This window comes from Ramlibacter monticola (genome assembly GCF_016722785.1).
GTDB lineage: Bacteria > Pseudomonadota > Gammaproteobacteria > Burkholderiales > Burkholderiaceae_C > Ramlibacter > Ramlibacter monticola.
Genome location: NZ_JAEQNE010000007.1, coordinates 203,816 through 220,599, shown reverse-complemented (window position 1 = coordinate 220,599; position 16,784 = coordinate 203,816). Strand labels below are relative to the sequence as shown.

Here is a 16,784-nt window from a genome sequence, read left to right as displayed (position 1 = left end):
CTGGCGCGCAATGATCAAAAGGATGAGGCCCAAGTAGAAGAACGTACTCGGCCGCAAGTTAAGATGGCGCGCCCCCATGAAGTCCCTCGCCCCACGCGCCTGCGGCCGTGTCCGCGACGTCCGTCCGCCGGCGCAGTGGACTCCATCTCGCCACCGGAGATTCCACCGGATGCGGCTTCAGGCCCGACGCGCGCGTGGCGGATCGCCATCGATCCCCCTCGCAAACCCGAATGTGCTCGACCACGGCGTCCTGCCGCTGGCGCCGTTCATCGAACGGCTTTACAACTCAGGTCGCCGGGCCCCATTCAAGATGAAAGACGCCCTGTGCAGCCATCCGCATTTCTGCAAGTATTGGGAACTACCCTCCCGCAGACGCAAAGTACTCTAAGCTACATTTCCGCGCTACCTAATATAAAGATGATGGGAACCTTGAGCCTCCGCTCCCTTTTCTGTTTCCTGCTCGCCGCAGCGACCCTGGCCCTGCACGGGTGCGCAGCACCGGGCTTCGACATCGTCGATCCGTCGTACCAATCCAGCGTCACGTTCGGCCAGTCCGCGCCCGCGGACCCGAATGCGCCTCCGCAGGGCGTGATCACGCCGATCACCGCGACCCTGATCCAGGCCCAGCGGGTGTCGCTGCCCAAGGGCGTCCCGCCGGGCGTCCAGAGCCTGTTCGCGGAGCCGGTGCCGTACACGATCGGCCCGGGCGACATCATCAGCGTGTTCGTGTACGACCACCCCGAACTGCAGCCGCTCGGCGCGCAGGTGATCGGGGGCAGCAGCGACCCCACGGGCATCAGCGGCGCTCCCGGCTTCATCGTCGACGCCCAGGGCGACGTCTTCTATCCGTATGCCAAGCGGGTGAAAGTGGCCGGCCTCACGGAATCGCAGGCCGCCGAACTGATCGAGCAGCGGATCCGGCACGTCATCAAGGACCCGCAGGTGACGGTGCGGATCACCTCCTTCCGCAGCCGCCGGGCCTACGTCGACGGCGAGGTGCGCACCCCCGGCACCCAGATCTTCACCGACGTGCCGATGACGCTCAGCGAAGCGATCAACCGCGCGGGCGGGATCACCCCCGCGGGCGACCGCTCCTTCATCACCCTGACGCGGCACGACGTGACGACCGTCATCGACCTGATGCGCCTGCAGGACCTCGGGATCAACCCCAGCCGCATCCTGCTGCAGCCGGGCGACCTGGTCACGGTCCGCAACCGCGAGGATCGCAAGGTGTTCGTCATGGGCGAGATCAGCCGCCCGTCCGCCCTGGCCATGCGCAACGGCCGCCTGAGCCTCAACGAGGCGCTCGGCGAAGCCGGCGGGCCGAACCTCGGGACCTCCAACACGGGCCAGATCTACGTGATCCGCAATTCGGGCCAGGAAGCGCCCACCCTGTTCCACCTGAACGCGAGCTCGCCGGCGGCGCTCGCGCTGGCGGAAAACTTCCCCCTGCAGCCGCGCGACGTGGTCTACGTCGACTCCGTCCCGCTGGTGCACTGGAACCGCATCATCAGCCTGATCCTGCCGAGCGCGCAGGCTGCGACGATCGGCCGCGACCTGATCATTCCGTGAACACGCTCCTCGTCGTGTGCATCGGCAACATCTGCCGCAGCCCGATGGCGCAGGGGCTGCTGGCGGCGCAGTTGCCCGCCTGGCAAGTGCAATCGGCGGGCCTGGAGGCCCTGGTCGGCGCGCCGGCGGACGACATCGCGGTCAGGCTCCTGGAAGAGCGCGGCCTCGACATCAAAGGCCACCGCGCGAGCCAGGTTACCCGTAAGATGTGCCGCGATGCAGACATGGTGTTTGTCATGAGCCGAGAGCAGCGCCGCCAGCTCGAGGGCTTGTATCCGGAAATCTGCGGTCGCGTGTTCCGGCTCGCGGAGCACTCCGATCGCGACATCCCGGATCCCTACCGCCAGCCGGAGGCGGCCTTCCGCGATGCGCTCAAGCTCATCGATGAAGGAACGGCCTCCTGGGTGCAGCGTATCCGCAGACTCTGATTGAAAGATCATGAACGCTCCCCATCCCCTGCAGACCACACTGGCACCCGCGCCGGCCGGCCCGCCCGGGCAGGAGGAGGGGATCAACCTCGTCGAATACTGCGACATCCTGCTCGATAACCGCTGGCTCGTGCTCGCGGTGACGGCGCTGGCGGTCACGGCCGGGGGTACCTACGCGTACTTGGCGCTCCCGATCTACGAGGCCAACCTGCTGGTGCAGGTGGAAGACAACGTCGGCAATACCAAGAGCCTGCTCGGCGACGCGGCCGCCTTCGTGGACGTAAAGACCGCCACGTCCGCGGAATTGGAGATTCTGCGTTCCCGACTGGTTATCGGCCAGACGGTGGACAGCACCCGTCTTTACATTCATGCGCGGCCCCGCTACCTGCCGATCGTTGGCGCGGCCATGGCGCGCTACGCAGAAGGTCTGTCCGTCCCCGGGTTCCTCGGGTTTGCGGGCTACGTGACGGGCCGCGAGACGATCTCGGTGCCGGCATTCACCGTGCCGCACGTGCTGGAGGGCAGCACTTTCCGCATCACGGCGCAACAAGGCGGTGAGTACACGCTGTCGCATCCTCGCCTGTCCGCATCCCTGCACGGCCGCGTGGGTACGCCTCTCGCGGGGAACACACCGCTAGGCCGGATTGAACTCACGGTCGCCACCCTGGAAGGAAATCCGGGTGCCGAGTTCACGGTCGCCCGCCGCTCGCGCCTGGCCGAGATTGGCGCACTGCAGCGCGATCTGAAACTAGCAGAGAAAGGCCGGCAATCGGGGGTTGTGGATGCGACCCTGCGGGGCTCCGATCCCGACCAGTTGGTTCGCGTGCTCAACGAAATCGGCCAGCAGTACGTGCGGCAAAACGTCGAGCGCAAGGCCGCCGAGGCGGAGAAGACTCTCGCCTTCCTTGACGTGCAGGTGCCACAGTTCAAGAAGCAGCTGGTGCAGGCGGAGGACTACTACACCAAGTACCGCAACCAGCAGGGCACCATCGCGCTCGATGAGGAAGCGAAGATCGCATTGAGTCAGGCGGTCGACCTGCAAAGCAAGATGTTCGAGGCGCAGCAGAAGCGGCGCGAGCTGATAGTGCGTTTCACGCCGGATCACCCTTCGGTCAAGATGCTGGACTCGCAGATCAGCGCATGGAATGAAGAACTGGGCCGACTCAACGCGCGGATCCGCAAGATGCCGACGGTCCAGCAAGATGCGCTGCGCCTGGAACGCGACGTCAAGATCAACATGGATCTCTACCAGCAGTTGCGCAACAGCGCCTTGCAACTGCAACTCGTGCGTGAAGGCAAGATCGGCAACGTGCGGGTGATCGATCAGGCCACGAAACCCGAGGAGCCGGTGGGTCCGAACCGCCTCGCCATCGTCGGTGTCGCCGCCCTCCTCGGCCTCGTCGGCGGCGCGATGCTGGCGCTGGCGCGGAACGCGTTCTTCCGCGGCATCCGTAGCGCGCTGGAGATCGAGGCCGAGACCAACTTGAACGTCTACAGCACGATCCCGATCAGCCCCGACCAGGGGGAACTGAGCCGCAAGGCGGTGGAGAAGCAGCCCGGGGTGCACGTGCTGGCGGTCACGCAGCCGGAGGATCCCGCGATTGAGAGCCTGCGCAGTCTGCGAACCGCGCTTCAATTCGCGATGATTGATGCCAGTTCCAACCTCATCCTGATCACCGGTGCCACGCCCGACTTGGGCAAGAGCTTCGTGTCCTGCAACTTCGCCACGGTGCTAGCAGGGGCCGGCAAGAGAGTGCTGCTGATCGACGCTGACCTGCGAAAGGGCCACCTGAACCAATACTTCGGCGTGCCGCGCCAGGGCGGCCTCTCCGAACTCGTGGCCGGCACACTGCAGGCCGCGGACGCCGTCCGGCGCAACGTGCTGCCGAATCTCGACCTGTTAACTACGGGAGTGATGCCGCCCAATCCGGCGGAACTGATGATGAGTGGCGCGCTCGCCGCGCACTTGCAGCACTTCTCCGCCCGCTACGACTATGTCATCGTGGACACGCCTCCCGTGCTGGTCGCTGCGGACACTCCTGCGATCGCTGCGCAAGCCGGAATCCTGCTGCTCATCGCCCGAGCAGGCGAGACGCAGATGGGGGAGATTCACGAGGCCGCCAAGCGCCTGTCGCATGCGGGCAAGGCTGTGACTGGCGTGCTGCTGAATGCACTAGACCTGAGCCGCCGGCATTACGGCAAGTACGCGTACCGGTACGGCGGCTACCGATATCGCCAATATTCCTACTCGACAGGCAAGTAAGTTCCCCGCGGATTCACCCGGAAGCGCGCTGACCGCGCGATACTCCGGTGCTGACGTTCAAGTGGATCTCGCACCTGCCGGGAGACGGCCCCTGGGTCTCCCCGCTAGATAGTGCGTTGCAATCTGTTGAAGGTTGAAATAGAGTGCGTCCCTCTGTCACATCCACAATGGATTTGGCGGAAACGGGTGTGGTCCTGCCCCGACGACGACTGGGAGGAATACGTGGTGCTTTCCGTGAGTTCGCCCATGGCCATCGCGATAACGCTCCTCGCCTCGTACGTGATCGCGGAGGCGCTGGTCCTCAGCGGACACAAGTACGGCCAGATGACGATGGACTTGCCGGACGGGATCCGAAAGTTCCATGTCGATCCAACGCCCCGCGTGGGCGGCATCGCGATCTACATCGCCATCACCGCCGCGTGGATCGTGCTGCCCGGGCGCGCCGAGGGCAAGCTGCTGGCCACGGTGCTGCTTGCCGGCATGCCCGCCCTGATGATCGGCCTGATGGAAGACGTGACCAAGCGCGTGAACGTCGGCGCGCGCCTGCTGGTCACCATGGGCAGCGGCGGCGTCGCCGCGCTCTGGAGCGGCATGGGGATCACGCGGGTGGACATGCCCCTCGTCGACGCGCTGCTGGCCTACTGGCCCGTGGCGGTTCTCTTCACGGCTTTCTGCGTGGGCGGGGTGGCGAACGCGATCAACATCGTCGACGGCTTCCATGGCCTCGCCAGCGGCACCGTGATGATCTCGCTGCTGGCACTGGCCGGGATCGCGTTCTCGGTCGGCGACGCTCCGCTGGCCATCGTCGCCATCGTCGTGGCCACCGCGGTCGCCGGCTTCTGGCTGGTGAATTTCCCCTGGGGCCGTTTGTTCCTGGGCGACGGCGGCGCGTATTTCTCCGGCTTCACGCTGGCCTGGCTCAGCGTCGAATTGCTGGCGCGCCATCCGAAGGTGTCGCCGTGGGCCAGCGTGCTGCTGTGCGGCTATCCGACGGTCGAAGTGATCTACAGCATCGCGCGGCGCCGCAAGCAGCATCGCTCGCCGACGCAGCCGGACCACCATCACCTTCACAGCCTCGTGGCGATGCACGTCGTGCAGCCGCGGCTGCGGCAGCTCCATCCCGACTTGTGCAATTCGGCGGGCTCGCTGACGATGTGGACCTGCGCGATCATGCCCGTGCTGCCGGCGATCTTCTTCCCCACCCGGCCGGACGTGCTGTTGCCCTGGCTGGCGGGTTTCTTCCTGATCTATCACCTTTCCTACCGCCGGGTCGCCTCCCTGGAGTCGCCCGGCGAGCGCAAGGCGGCGACCCAGGAAGAAGGCGCGGTGGACGCGCAGACGTGAGAAAAGGGCGCGCTCAGCGCCCGTTTTTCACCGCGAAATCCTCCAGGCTGCGCCCGTCCTTCAACGCCTGCACCACCCATTGCGGCTTGCGGCCGCGCCCGCCCGACCACGCTTCGCCATTGGGGCCGCGGTATTTCACCGCCGATTTCGTCGCGGGTTTCGCCGGCTTGGCGCGCGAGGTCCCGGGGCCGCCGGAATTTTTCCCCAGGCCGAGATCCACCGCGGTCAATCCATAAAGCTCGATTTTTCGTTTGATCTCCGCGATGGCATCGGAGATTTCCTGCTCGCGGACGCGTTCCGCTTCGGCCATCAGTTTTTCGGCCTGTTCCTTCAGTTCCTGATAAGTCGCCACGAATATTCCTTTTTAATTCGGTGCGCGAATTATGCAAAAAGATTGGCGCGCCGGCGCATGGACGCGTGCTGCCGGACGGCGGCGGCGGGTTGCGCGCCCGCTGCTTTTGACGCATCCTGAACGGCCTACTCCAGGGGATCGGCCATGGCCTTTTCCGCCTTTGCCCGGGCTGCCGCCCGGTGCCTGTGCGCGCTGTCGATCTGGGCGGCGGCGGCGTTCGCTGCCACGCCGGCGGCCGCCCAGCAGGAAGCGATCGACGCCCTGACCCGCGCGGTGGACGCCGTGGTGGGCGTGCAGGTCACGGCAGCCGAGGACGCACGCTCCGCCGAGACCCTGGGGCGCCGTCGCAGCGGCTCCGGCGTGGTGATCGGCACCGACGGCCTGATCCTCACCATCGGCTACCTGATCCTCGAAGCGGACGCCATCCAGGTCACCACGCAGGACCATCGCGTGCTGCCGGCCCGTGCCGTGGCCTACGACCTCGCCACCGGCTTCGGCCTGATCCGGCCCCTGCTGCCCCTGCGGGTGCAGCCCGTGCCGCTGGGCACCGTCGCCGGGACGGCGGCGAGCGCGACCCTCATGGCGGCCATCGGCGGCGACGACGGCGGCGTGGCGGCCACGCAGCTCGTGAGCACGCGGCCTTTCTCGGGCTACTGGGAATACCACATCGAAAGCGCCCTCTTCACCAGCCCGCCGGTGGGCAACCACAGCGGCGCGGGCCTGTTCAACCGGCGCGGCGAGCTGGTCGGTATCGGCAGCCTGTTCGTCGGCGACGCGGGCGGCGACCGGGGCGCCGTGCCGGGCAACATGTTCGTGCCGGTGGACCTGCTCAAGCCGATCCTCACCGAGCTGCAGGAGACCGGCAGCACCCGCAGCAGCCGCAGGCCCTGGCTGGGGATCAACTCCACCGAGACCGAGGGGCGCGTGCAGATCATCCGCGTCAGCCGGGACAGCCCCGCGCTGGCGGCCGGCCTCGTCGCCGGCGACATCGTGCTCGCCATCGACGGCGAGAAGGTGAGCACGCTGGAAGGCTTCTACAAGAAGTTGTGGTCCCGTCCGCAAGCGGAGGGGGAAGTGGTGCTGACGGTGCTGCAGGGCTCGCAGATCCGGCAGGTTTCGGTGAAGACCGTCGACCGCATGACGACCATGCGGCGTCCGGCCGGCATCTGAGTATCTGCCAGCCCCGTCCGACACGGCCTCCGGAGAATTCCTGACAGGGAAGCGGGCAGCAGTCCTTAGCCTTGCAAGCTGCGCGGCAGATGTCCGTCCGCGCGCGTGCTGGCGAACCGGCACGAAATGGGGGGAAGCGATGTCGGCCGAAGTACCTGGATCCACGCAGCAGCCCGTCCGCGCGGGCTGGCGCGAGTGGCTGCGATTGCTTGCCGTGGCGCTGGCCTTGCTGGCGCTGTCGGAGGCCCTGTGGGTCTGGCAGACCTGGCCCGTGCGCGAACTGCTGAACCCGGCCGCGGCGGCCCCGGGAGGGCAGCGATGAAGGCCTGGCTGCGATCCCGCTTCGCCTCGCCCTCCGCGGCGGCGCTCACGCTCGGCTGGCTGCTGGTCGGCCTGTGGGGGCTCGGCGTCGCGGTGGCCGCCATCCAGCTCGGAAGCTGGCGGCAGGAGCTTTCGCGCACGCTGCTGCAGCTCAATGCCGATGCGCAGTTCCGCGCGCGCGTCCGAAGCCGCGACGCGGTCGATCCCGAGTGGTACCGGCACAAGGCCCTGGCGCTGCTGTCCGCCACGCAGCGCCTGCAGCAGGACGCGTTCTGGACGCTGTTCGTGCCGGGGTCCTGGCGCCCGTTCGACAACCTCGAGGAGCAGGTGCAGGACCGCATCGAGCGCGAGTTCGCCGACATCGTGGTCGAGACCATGCGCCGCGAACTCCACGCGCGCGCCAGCAAGCTCACCGGCGTGCCGCTGGTGCGCGGCTCCGGCGAGCTGAATTCGGGCGGCGAGTGCCAGTCGCCGGTACCGCAGAACCTGGATCGCAAGCTGTCCGCATCGGCGGAGGACCTGCCGGAATTCGTCGCGGTCACCGACTACGTCGCCGCCGTGGAGCGCCTCGACGACGCGGTGCAGTCCTTCCTCTCGCTGCAATACAGCGGCGGAGAGCCCGAGCAGCTGCGCAAGCTGGTGGCCTACACGCTGGACCAGCGGCTGCCCGGCGCGCTGGCCGGCGCGGTGCGCATGTTCCAGTCGGCCGACGACGAGGTGAAGCTGCAGCCCGTGCTGCTGCAGACGCGCCTGCAGTGGGCCACCCGCTGCGCCATGGGCAAGGCGATGAGCGCGCTGCACACGCGCCTCCTGAACACCAACGACCTGTTCGCGCTGGAACAGGGCTACGTGGAACGCAGCAACGGCCTGTTCGACACCCCGGTGAGGCCGGCGACCTTCGACCGCACGCTGGAGCGCTATCGCGCGGTGCACGCGCTGCTGGACGACCAGCATGCCCTGCTCTCCAAGGGGCACAACGACTGGATGGGACAGGGCACGCTGCAGCTCGGCCCCGCCTACCAGCAGGTGCTCTCGCGCATCGCGCGCACCCGGCTGCTCGGGCCGGAAGTGGTGCAGCAGTTGCAGAGCCAGTCGGGCGAGGCCTTCGCCGAATTCCGCCGCCAGTTCGCGCTGGCCTTCGGCAGCCGCGGCGAACCGGGCATCGTGTGGCTGGAAGGCGAAGGGCGCTTCGGGCTGTCGACCGAGCGCGCGGCGCTACGTGAGGGCCTGGGCGCCCTGCTCAAGACCTCGTTCATGGGCGAGGAGGCCGCGCGCGGCGCGCGCTCCAGCCGCGAATCGGCCTCGCTGGCCAAGGTGGTCCAGGACTCCCGCGCGCTCGCCGAAGAACGCGAGCAAGCGGTGGCCGCCATCGTGCCCACGTTCCCGCGCCCGGCCCAGCCCGTGGTGCAGCGCGTGATCGACACGCGGGTGTCCGAACTGATCTACCAGCGCGCCTTCCGCACGCTGAAGGCCGCGCTGCCGCCCGACGTGCACACCGCGATCGACCCGGTGACCTTCCGCCAGCAGCGCGAACAGGTGCTCGCGCTGCAGTCGGTGCTGAAGGAAACCGGCGGCGCGGCCCTCGGCGACAAGCTGGTGGGCACGCTCGACAGCGAGCTGCTGCGCCGGCTCGCCATCCTGCAGGAGGACTGGATGAAGCAGCCGCTGCAGGGTCCGCGCGCCGACGACTTCAACTGGTGGCAGGGAGAGCCCTTCTCCGTGGCCCAGACGGTGGGCGCCGGCGAGCCGCCCGCCGCGCCGTCGCTGGCCCGCATGGCGACGCGCCTGGACATCCTCACCCAGCAATCCAAAACCCTGCTCTCCCTCGGCAGCCCGGGGATGGCGGGCGATCCCGCCGCGGCCCGCTGGCAGCAATTGCGTTCGGAGCTGGAGCGCTACCAGGCGCGCGCGGCGGACAGCAGCCTGCTGCAGCTGGAGCGCTACCTGGCCACGCTCGGCCCGGACCTGCGCCGCGAGAACTGCCTCGAGCGGCTCGCCACGCAGCCCGCCGCCGCGCACGAGGACGAGATCGCCCAGCGCCATCGGCAGTTGCACCACGCGCTCTCGCGGCGCTGCCAGGAGCTGCGCACGGTGCCGCCGCCCCTGCCGTTCACGCCCGCGGCGAGCCTGACGCAGTAGCCGCGGCGCTCAGGCGCGCAGCCCGGTCTCCACCGTGGGGTGCCGCAGCCGCACCCGCAGCTCCTGCTTCATCCTGCGGTTGTCCAGCCGCCGCGACTCGCTCATGAAGCTCAGGAGCACGAGCGGCAGCGACTCCTGCGCCGCATTGCGCGGCACCCGCGGCGGCCGCGGCAGCCCATACAGGTCGGCGGCGAGGTCGAAGTAGTCGCCCATCTTCAGCGCGCTGTCGTCGCTCGCGTTGTAGACACGCTGCGGCCGGCCGCGCCACAGCGCCGCCAGCACCGCCCGCGCGAGGTCGTCGGCGTGGATGTGGTTGGTGTAGACGTCGTCGCCGGCCTCGAGCACCGGCGTGCCCTTCTCCAGCCGCTCTCGCGGCGTGCCGCCCACGCGGTCGCTGGCGTAGATGCCGGGGATGCGCAGCACGCTCGTGCGCGTGCCGCTGCCGCGCCCGAAGAAGCGCACCAGCCGCTCGGCATCCACGCGCCGCTGCGCCCGCGGCGTGTGCGGCGCGACCGGGCGGTGCTCCGGCACCCACTCGCCGGCGCAGTCGCCGTAGACGCCGCTGGTGGAGGCGTACACCAGCGCCGCCGGCGCGCCGCGCAGCCGCAGCGCGCGCAGCAGGGCCTCCGTGCGGCGGTCGCGCCACCATTGCTGCGCGGGCTCGGTGGATGGCGGCGCCAGGTGCACGACGCGGTCCGCGAGCCCGGCGATGCGGGCCAGCGTGCGTGCCTGGTCGAGGTTGCCGTGCAGGGGCGTGATCCCCTGCGCGCGCAGCTGCGGCATCCGCGCGGGCGAGGACGTCAGGCCCAGCACCCGCACCCGCGAGGGGAGCGCGCGGGCCACGCGCAGCCCCACGTCGCCGCAGCCGACCACGAGGATGCGCTGGCGGCGGAAGCGCGCGGGCAAGGCGCCGAGGGGGGTCTGGTTTGAGGGCAAAATCGGGGCGGCACGATACCGACAGCGCACTAGGATACCCAAAGCATGACCGCCGCCCCGGCCCCCACGGGCCCCTTCCAGATCACCGTCCAGCCCAGCGGCCGTCAGTTCAGCGTCGAATCCGGGGAAGCCATCCTCCCGGCGGCGATCCGCCAGGGCGTCGGCATGCCCTACGGCTGCAAGGACGGCGCCTGCGGCTCCTGCAAGTGCCGCAAGCTCGAAGGCACCGTGGTCCATGGGCCGCACCAGGCCAAGGCCCTGTCGGCCGAAGAACAGGCCCAGGGCCTGATCCTCACCTGCTGCGCCGTGCCGCAGACCGACGTCGTGCTCGAATCGCGCCAGGTCACCGACGAGAGCGCGTTCCCGGTGCGCAAGATGCCCTCGCGGGTGACGACCCTCGAGAAGGTCTCGCCCGACGTGATGATCGTGAAGCTGCAGCTGCCGGCCAACGACACGCTGCGCTTCCACGCCGGCCAGTACGTCGAATTCATCCTGCGCGATGGCGCGCGCCGCAGCTACTCGATGGCCAACGCGCCGCACATCGGGCCCGGCATCGAGCTGCACATCCGGCACATGCCGGGCGGCAAGTTCACCGACCACGTGTTCTCCGCGATGAAGGAGAAGGAGATCCTGCGCCTCGAAGGGCCCTTCGGCAGCTTCTTCCTGCGCGAGGACTCCGACAAGCCCATGATCCTGCTGGCCTCGGGCACGGGCTTCGCGCCGATCAAGGCGTTGATCGAGCACATGCAGTTCAAGGGCATCCAGCGCGAAGCCACGCTCTACTGGGGCGGCCGGCGCCCGGCGGACCTCTACATGGATGCGTGGATGCGCGAGCGCCTGGCCGAGATGCCGAACCTGCACTACGTGCCGGTGATCTCGAACGCGCTGCCCGAAGACAACTGGAAGGGCCGCACGGGCTTCGTGCACAAGGCCGTGATGCAGGACTTCCCCGACCTCTCGGGCCACCAGGTCTACGCCTGCGGCGCGCCCATCGTGGTCGATTCGGCGCGCGCCGAATACTCCGCCGCGTGCAGGCTGCCGCCGGAGGAATTCTTCGCCGACTCGTTCACCAGCGAGGCCGACAAGCACGGGAAGCAGGCCTGAGCCCGCTTCCCGGGGCGTGGCTCAGCGCCGCGCCTGCAGCCTGCGCCAATCCTCGTAGGCCGCGTTGATCCGGTCCTGCCGCCCCCGCGCGTTGAGGTCCGTCACCGGGCCGGAGGGGCCGGCGCCCATCGCGTGCGTGTTGTGATGCTCGGCGTGGGCCCGTGCATGCATCTCGTGGTGCTGGTGGTGCGCCGCCTTCGTGTGCATCTCGTGGTGGTTCTTGTGGTGCGTCGCGCTGGCGTGGTGCTGCGCGTGGTCCTTCTTCGCCTTGGCCGAGACCTTGTTCTTGTGCACCTTGGCCGGGGCCGCCTCGGTCGTCTTCGCGGTGGCCGAGCTGTCGCTGTAGGACCCGGAAGTGCCGTACGACTGCGCGAACGCGGTGCCAGTGGCGGCCAGGGCCATCGCGACCAGGAGGGCGTGGATCTTCATGGTGTCTTTCCTTTCTGGATTGGTGTGTGGGCCTCTACTCAACGCGGTGCGCCGATGCCGGCTTGTCGGAGCGCACGGATGCGATGCGTCAGCCCGCTCCGGCGCGGGGTTTGCCCGGCTTGAGAGAATGGATGGCATGAAACGCCGTCAACTCCTCCTCTCCTCGGCCGCAGCCGCGGCGGCCGCTGCCGCTCCCGCCGTCTTCGCCCAGGGTCGCCCCATCCGCCTGATCGTCCCCTACGCGGCGGGCGGCCCGATCGACGTCACGGCCCGGCTGCTCGCGGAACGCGTGAAGGACTCGCTGGGCACGGTGATCATCGACAACAAGCCGGGCGGCGGCGGCAACATCGGCGCCGACGCGGTCGCCAAGGCCGCGCCCGATGGCCTGACCATCGGCATCTCCGCGGTGGCCACCCACGCCATCAACCCGTGGCTGTTCTCGAAGATGCCCTACGACCCGGTGAAGGACTTCGCCGCCATCACGCAGATGGTCCGCGTGCCCAACGTGCTGGTGGTGAACGCGGAGACGGCGCAGCGCCTGAAGATCGAGACGCTCGCGGACCTGATCGCCTACGGCAAGCGCAATCCCGGCAAGCTCAATTACGCCAGCGGCGGCAACGGCAGCGCCGGCCACCTCGCAGGCGAGATGTTCAAGCGCGACGCCGGCCTCTTCGCCGTGCACATCCCCTACAACGGCGGCAACCCGGCGCAGCTGGCGCTGCTTTCCGGGCAGGTGGACTTCAACTTCGACAACCTGGCGACGGCCGCGCCCAACATCCGCTCGGGCAAGCTCAAGGCGCTGGCGGTGACCACGCTGAAGCGCTCGCCCAACCTGCCGGAGGTGCCCCCGGTGGCCGACACGCTCAAGGGCTTCTCCATCGACACCTGGTGGGGCCTGGTGGCGCCGGCCGGAACGCCGCGCGATGCCATCCAGAAGCTCAATCACGCCTTCGTGGCGGCGCTGAACTCCCCGGAAGCGAAGACGCGCTTCGCCACGCTGATGGCCGAACCCGTGCCCACCAGCCCGGAGGAATTCGCCTCCTTCATGAAGGCCGAACTGGCCAAATACGAAAAAGTGGTGAAGGCCTCGGGTGCTAAGGTCGATTAACGGCTGAGCCGTTGCGCCTACAGTGCGTGTGGGACTTGTCCGACACGCCCTGTCGCGGTGCCCCTCCACATTGGCTCTACCAAGCAAAACGAGGGAGCCCGCGATGTGGTCTCGGCGCAATGTCCTGCTGTGGGTCCTGGGCTTCGCCGCCGTCTCGGCGGCCTGGGCGGAGCCGGAGGGCAACGGGGCACTGCGATGGCGTGGAGGCGGCGCCGCGCTGGGGCTGCAACCCGCGGCGGTGACGCCGCAACTGCAGTGCGGCCCCTTCTCCCTGGCCTGCGGCTCCTCGACCATCGTGCCGCTCTATGCCAGCCCCGTGACGCCCCGCAGCGTCAGCCTGCAGATCGGCCCCGGCGAGGAACCCGCCACAACCCTGAAAGTGGCGCGCACGCAAGGGCTGAGCCTCGCGGTCGTGGGCAAGCCGGGCTTCTTCTCCGAACTGGGCGTCTATGGGCGCGTGGGCACCGTGGGGGGCCGCGGCAGCGGCCTGGTTGCCCTGCCAGGCGCGGACGGCGGCCTCACCTACGGCGTCGGCCTGAGCTGGGACTTCTCGCGCCGCGCCTCCGCCGTGCTCGGCTTCGACAGCTACGACTTCCGGGGCGCGAGCGGCGAAATGCGTGACGTGCGCTCGACCAGCCTCGGGCTGCAGTGGCGGTACTGATTCCGATCAGGAAAACGGCATTGGCCGCCTCCTGATGCTTAAGCGCGTTGCCTAAGCACGACAGGCAACGGTGAAAAAGACCTGAAATGCCGGTTGGCCCCCCATTTGGGGAGGTGCATTTTGCTCGACCGTGGATTACAACATGGTACATCTACGTCGGTCGATCAGAGTTCATCCCGAATGAAAAAGTACACAAAAGTCGAGAAAGCGGTGTTTCCCGTCGCCGGCCTAGGCACGCGCTTCCTGCCTGCCACCAAGGCGCAGCCCAAGGAGATGCTGCCCATCGTGGACAAGCCCCTGATCCAGTACGCGGTGGAAGAGGCCTACGACGCCGGCATCCGCCACATGATCTTCGTGACGGGCCGGAACAAGCGCGCCATCGAGGACCACTTCGACACCGCGTACGAGCTGGAATCCGAGCTGGAGGCCAGCCGCAAGACGGAGCTGCTCGATCTGGTGCGGTCGCTGGCGCCGGCGGACATGGATTGCACGTACGTGCGCCAGCCGCGCATGCTGGGGCTCGGCCACGCCGTGCTGTGCGCGGCCCCCATGGTGGGGAATTCGCCTTTCGCGGTCCTCCTGGCGGACGACCTGATGAAGGGCGCCAACGGCGGCCCGAACGTGCTCGCGCAGCTGGTGGAGGCGTTCGATCAGGTCCAGACCTCCGTGATCGCGGTGCAGGAAGTGCCCCTGGAGCACGTGAAGCGGTACGGCATCGTGGCCGGCGAGGCGAAAGGCGAGCGCCTGGTCAAGGTGCAGCGGATGGTGGAAAAGCCTTCTCCCGAGAACGCACCCTCGCGGCTCGGCGTTGCGGGCCGCTACGTGCTCACGCCCTCCGTGTTCGAGAAGATCCGCAATCAGCCTCGCGGCAGCGGTGGCGAGATCCAGTTGACCGACGGCATCGCGCAGTTGATCGAAACCGAAGGCGTGCATGCCTATCGGTACGAAGGGAAGCGCTACGACTGCGGGACCAAGCAGGGATTCCTGGAGGCGACGGTGGAGTTCGCGCTGGAGCATCCGGAAGTGGGGCAGCACTTCCGTGACTATCTTCGCTCGGGGCAACTTGCTCCGTAGCCGTGTGCGCTCGCGTATCCTCAGTCGATGCTTTTCAAACGACCGTTTGCCGCCCTGGGGGCGGCGATAGTGCTTCTGCTTGTGGGTACGACGATGCCAGGCAGCCTGAAGGCCGAGATCGAAGGCCAGTTGTGGAGCGCATGGCCATGGTCCGCCTCCGCGCACTTCGTGATGTTCGCGGTGATCGCGGCCATTCCGGCCTACGGTGCGGGGCGATGGTGGCCGGCTCGCGTGCTTGCGCTGGCGATCGGCCTCGCGCTGCTCACCGAAACGCTCCAGAGTTTCGTGCCTGGGAGGCACCCTCTGCTGAGAGATGGCTTGATCGACCTGGCCGGCACTGCCACCGGCCTCCTCGCTACCTTCGTCTGGGCCAGGACCCTGACCTCACACTGAAGAACGAATGACCACCAGAAAAGAAATGCTCTCCTCCCCGCCGAACATCCGCCCCGTGATCCTCTGCGGGGGTTCGGGCACGCGCCTGTGGCCTCTTTCGCGCAAGGCGTTCCCCAAGCAGTTCATTCCGCTGGTGGGTGGCAAGAGCCTGCTGCAGCTCACGGTGGAGCGCCTCGCCGCATTGGGCCCCCAAGCCGCGGCCAACATGCTGGTGGTCTGCGGCGAAGAGCACCGGTTCATGGTGCAGGAGAACCTGGAAGCCGCCGGCGGAGCCGGTCAACTGATCCTGGAACCTGCCGCGCGGAATACGGCGCCCGCGATCGCCCTCGCCGCACTCGCGGCGCACCCCGGCGACCTGCTCCTGATCTGCCCCTCGGATCACCACGTGCCTGACAGCGCTGCGTTCGCGCAGCTGGTGAAGAGCGCGGTGCCGGCCGCGGAGGAAGGCGCCATCGTCACCTTCGGGGTGGTGCCGAGCTTTCCGAGCACCGCGTACGGGTACATCGAGCAAGGCGAGCCGCGCGCCAGCGGCGGCAGTAGCGTCGTGCGCTTCATCGAGAAGCCGCCGGCCGAACTGGCCGAACAGCTGGTCCTCGGAGGCAAGGACCTGTGGAATGCGGGCATCTTCTTCTGCCGCGCCGACACGCTGCTCGACGCGCTGCTGCTGCACTGCCCCGACATCCTTGGTGCGTGCGAAGTCGCGGTCCAAGCCGCGGTGCGTGACGGTTCCTTCATTCGCCCGGATGCCGGCAAGTTTGCGGCCAGCCGTTCCGAAAGCATCGATTACGCGGTGATGCAGAAGCACCGCAACACGGTCGTCTTCCCCTTCAGCGGCGCATGGAGCGATGTCGGCAGCTGGAATGCCGCCGCAGACCTGACGCCGGCTGACACCGAGGGAAACCGCGTCGTCGGCGCGGGTCGCACCGTCCGGTCCCAGAACACGTTCATCCACGCGCCCCATCGGCCGGTGGTGGCCCTGGGCGTGAGCGACCTGCTGATCGTGGACACGCCGGATGCAGTGCTGGTGGCCGCGCGCGATGCCGCCGAGGAAGTGCGCCAGGTAGTGATCGATCTCGAAGCGAGCAACAACAGCCAGGCCGTCATGCACCGCAAGGTGTTCCGCCCCTGGGGCTGGTACGACTCCGTCGACAACGGGGATCGCTTCCAGGTCAAGCGGATCTGCGTCAAGCCGGGGGCTTCGCTCAGCCTGCAGATGCACCATCATCGGGCGGAGCACTGGATCGTCGTCCGCGGGACGGCCGAAGTCACCTGCGGCGGCAAAACATTCACGCTCACCGAGAACCAGTCCACGTACATCCCGATCGGCGAGACGCATCGGCTGCGCAACCCGGGTAGGATCGGGCTCGAGCTGATCGAGGTGCAATCCGGCAGCTACCTGGGCGAAGACGACATCGTGCGACTGGAAGACACGTATGGGCGCGCGCCGGCGAGTGCCGAGAGCAATTGAGCACCGGGTGAGGGGCTTCGCA

Annotated in this window: 16 protein-coding genes; 13 read left to right on the top strand and 3 right to left on the bottom strand. The window is 68.1% G+C overall.

What is annotated here, in order from left to right:
• The first annotated feature begins 420 nt into the window (after window positions 1–420).
• From JJ685_RS23640 to JJ685_RS23625, 4 genes are all read left to right on the top strand, one after another.
• Window positions 421–1,572 (top strand): polysaccharide biosynthesis/export family protein, encoded by a 1,152-nt coding sequence (locus JJ685_RS23640; RefSeq protein ID WP_408015492.1) that lies wholly within the window; start codon window positions 421–423, stop codon window positions 1,570–1,572.
• Complete coding sequence (locus tag JJ685_RS23635; RefSeq protein WP_201676816.1) at window positions 1,569–2,000, top strand: low molecular weight protein-tyrosine-phosphatase; 432 nt, start codon at window positions 1,569–1,571, stop codon at window positions 1,998–2,000. The genes JJ685_RS23640 and JJ685_RS23635 overlap by 4 nt, the downstream gene beginning before the upstream one ends.
• A gap of 10 nt (window positions 2,001–2,010) precedes the next feature.
• Window positions 2,011–4,263, top strand: a complete 2,253-nt coding sequence (locus JJ685_RS23630; RefSeq protein WP_201676815.1) for a polysaccharide biosynthesis tyrosine autokinase — start codon at window positions 2,011–2,013, stop codon at window positions 4,261–4,263.
• A 246-nt stretch (window positions 4,264–4,509) separates the two neighbouring features.
• Entirely contained in the window at window positions 4,510–5,607 is a 1,098-nt protein-coding gene (locus JJ685_RS23625) for an MraY family glycosyltransferase (RefSeq protein WP_201676814.1), read from the top strand.
• 13 nt (window positions 5,608–5,620) lie between these two features.
• On the opposite strand, the gene JJ685_RS23620 is transcribed toward JJ685_RS23625, so the two are convergent.
• Window positions 5,621–5,959 carry an H-NS histone family protein gene (locus JJ685_RS23620; RefSeq protein ID WP_201676813.1) on the bottom strand — a complete coding sequence of 113 codons (339 nt, stop codon included), beginning with the start codon at window positions 5,957–5,959 and terminating at the stop codon, window positions 5,621–5,623.
• A 144-nt stretch (window positions 5,960–6,103) separates the two neighbouring features.
• Between JJ685_RS23620 and JJ685_RS23615 the strand changes: the two genes are divergently transcribed.
• The 3 genes from JJ685_RS23615 (at window position 6,104) to JJ685_RS23605 (ending at window position 9,589) form a co-directional block, all read left to right on the top strand.
• A complete protein-coding gene (locus JJ685_RS23615; protein WP_201676812.1) occupies window positions 6,104–7,129 on the top strand; it encodes a S1C family serine protease in 1,026 nt (341 codons plus the stop codon).
• Between the two features lie 139 nt (window positions 7,130–7,268).
• Entirely contained in the window at window positions 7,269–7,451 is a 183-nt protein-coding gene (locus tag JJ685_RS23610) for a hypothetical protein (RefSeq protein WP_201676811.1), read from the top strand.
• Window positions 7,448–9,589, top strand: coding sequence for a hypothetical protein (locus JJ685_RS23605; RefSeq protein ID WP_201676810.1), 2,142 nt, complete (start codon window positions 7,448–7,450; stop codon window positions 9,587–9,589). The genes JJ685_RS23610 and JJ685_RS23605 overlap by 4 nt, the downstream gene beginning before the upstream one ends.
• A 9-nt stretch (window positions 9,590–9,598) precedes the next feature.
• On the opposite strand, the gene JJ685_RS23600 is transcribed toward JJ685_RS23605, so the two are convergent.
• Window positions 9,599–10,525, bottom strand: coding sequence for an SDR family oxidoreductase (locus JJ685_RS23600; RefSeq protein ID WP_201676809.1), 927 nt, complete (start codon window positions 10,523–10,525; stop codon window positions 9,599–9,601).
• 45 nt (window positions 10,526–10,570) lie between these two features.
• Between JJ685_RS23600 and JJ685_RS23595 the strand changes: the two genes are divergently transcribed.
• On the top strand, window positions 10,571–11,629 hold the full coding sequence (locus JJ685_RS23595) for a CDP-6-deoxy-delta-3,4-glucoseen reductase (RefSeq protein WP_201676808.1): 1,059 nt from the start codon (window positions 10,571–10,573) through the stop codon (window positions 11,627–11,629).
• Window positions 11,630–11,650: 21 nt separating this feature from the next.
• On the opposite strand, the gene JJ685_RS23590 is transcribed toward JJ685_RS23595, so the two are convergent.
• Window positions 11,651–12,058: a hypothetical protein gene (locus tag JJ685_RS23590; RefSeq protein ID WP_201676807.1), complete on the bottom strand. Its 408-nt coding sequence runs from the start codon at window positions 12,056–12,058 to the stop codon at window positions 11,651–11,653.
• Between the two features lie 136 nt (window positions 12,059–12,194).
• Here JJ685_RS23590 and JJ685_RS23585 point away from each other — a divergent pair, with 136 nt between their 5' ends.
• From JJ685_RS23585 to JJ685_RS23565, 5 genes are all read left to right on the top strand, one after another.
• Complete coding sequence (locus JJ685_RS23585) at window positions 12,195–13,166, top strand: Bug family tripartite tricarboxylate transporter substrate binding protein (RefSeq protein ID WP_201676806.1); 972 nt, start codon at window positions 12,195–12,197, stop codon at window positions 13,164–13,166.
• Window positions 13,167–13,269: 103 nt separating this feature from the next.
• On the top strand, window positions 13,270–13,827 hold the full coding sequence (locus JJ685_RS23580; protein ID WP_201676805.1) for a hypothetical protein: 558 nt from the start codon (window positions 13,270–13,272) through the stop codon (window positions 13,825–13,827).
• 180 nt (window positions 13,828–14,007) lie between these two features.
• Window positions 14,008–14,901, top strand: coding sequence for a UTP--glucose-1-phosphate uridylyltransferase GalU (gene galU / locus JJ685_RS23575; RefSeq protein WP_201676804.1), 894 nt, complete (start codon window positions 14,008–14,010; stop codon window positions 14,899–14,901).
• A gap of 27 nt (window positions 14,902–14,928) precedes the next feature.
• Window positions 14,929–15,294 carry a VanZ family protein gene (locus JJ685_RS23570; RefSeq protein ID WP_201676803.1) on the top strand — a complete coding sequence of 122 codons (366 nt, stop codon included), beginning with the start codon at window positions 14,929–14,931 and terminating at the stop codon, window positions 15,292–15,294.
• 7 nt (window positions 15,295–15,301) lie between these two features.
• Entirely contained in the window at window positions 15,302–16,762 is a 1,461-nt protein-coding gene (locus tag JJ685_RS23565; RefSeq protein WP_201676802.1) for a mannose-1-phosphate guanylyltransferase/mannose-6-phosphate isomerase, read from the top strand.
• The last annotated feature ends 22 nt before the right edge of the window (window positions 16,763–16,784 follow it).

What these genes read in the sequence shown, in the direction of transcription:
- JJ685_RS23640 (WP_408015492.1), top strand. Translation starts at nt 421, where the DNA reads ATGGGAACCTTGAGCCTCCGCTCCCTTTTCTGTTTCCTGCTCGCCGCA.
- JJ685_RS23630 (WP_201676815.1), top strand. Translation starts at nt 2,011, where the DNA reads ATGAACGCTCCCCATCCCCTGCAGACCACACTGGCACCCGCGCCGGCC.
- JJ685_RS23625 (WP_201676814.1), top strand. Translation starts at nt 4,510, where the DNA reads ATGGCCATCGCGATAACGCTCCTCGCCTCGTACGTGATCGCGGAGGCG.
- JJ685_RS23615 (WP_201676812.1), top strand. Translation starts at nt 6,104, where the DNA reads ATGGCCTTTTCCGCCTTTGCCCGGGCTGCCGCCCGGTGCCTGTGCGCG.
- JJ685_RS23610 (WP_201676811.1), top strand. Translation starts at nt 7,269, where the DNA reads ATGTCGGCCGAAGTACCTGGATCCACGCAGCAGCCCGTCCGCGCGGGC.
- JJ685_RS23605 (WP_201676810.1), top strand. Translation starts at nt 7,448, where the DNA reads ATGAAGGCCTGGCTGCGATCCCGCTTCGCCTCGCCCTCCGCGGCGGCG.
- JJ685_RS23595 (WP_201676808.1), top strand. Translation starts at nt 10,571, where the DNA reads ATGACCGCCGCCCCGGCCCCCACGGGCCCCTTCCAGATCACCGTCCAG.
- JJ685_RS23590 (WP_201676807.1), bottom strand. Translation starts at nt 12,058, where the DNA reads ATGAAGATCCACGCCCTCCTGGTCGCGATGGCCCTGGCCGCCACTGGC.
- JJ685_RS23585 (WP_201676806.1), top strand. Translation starts at nt 12,195, where the DNA reads ATGAAACGCCGTCAACTCCTCCTCTCCTCGGCCGCAGCCGCGGCGGCC.
- JJ685_RS23580 (WP_201676805.1), top strand. Translation starts at nt 13,270, where the DNA reads ATGTGGTCTCGGCGCAATGTCCTGCTGTGGGTCCTGGGCTTCGCCGCC.
- galU (WP_201676804.1), top strand. Translation starts at nt 14,008, where the DNA reads ATGAAAAAGTACACAAAAGTCGAGAAAGCGGTGTTTCCCGTCGCCGGC.
- JJ685_RS23570 (WP_201676803.1), top strand. Translation starts at nt 14,929, where the DNA reads ATGCTTTTCAAACGACCGTTTGCCGCCCTGGGGGCGGCGATAGTGCTT.
- JJ685_RS23565 (WP_201676802.1), top strand. Translation starts at nt 15,302, where the DNA reads ATGACCACCAGAAAAGAAATGCTCTCCTCCCCGCCGAACATCCGCCCC.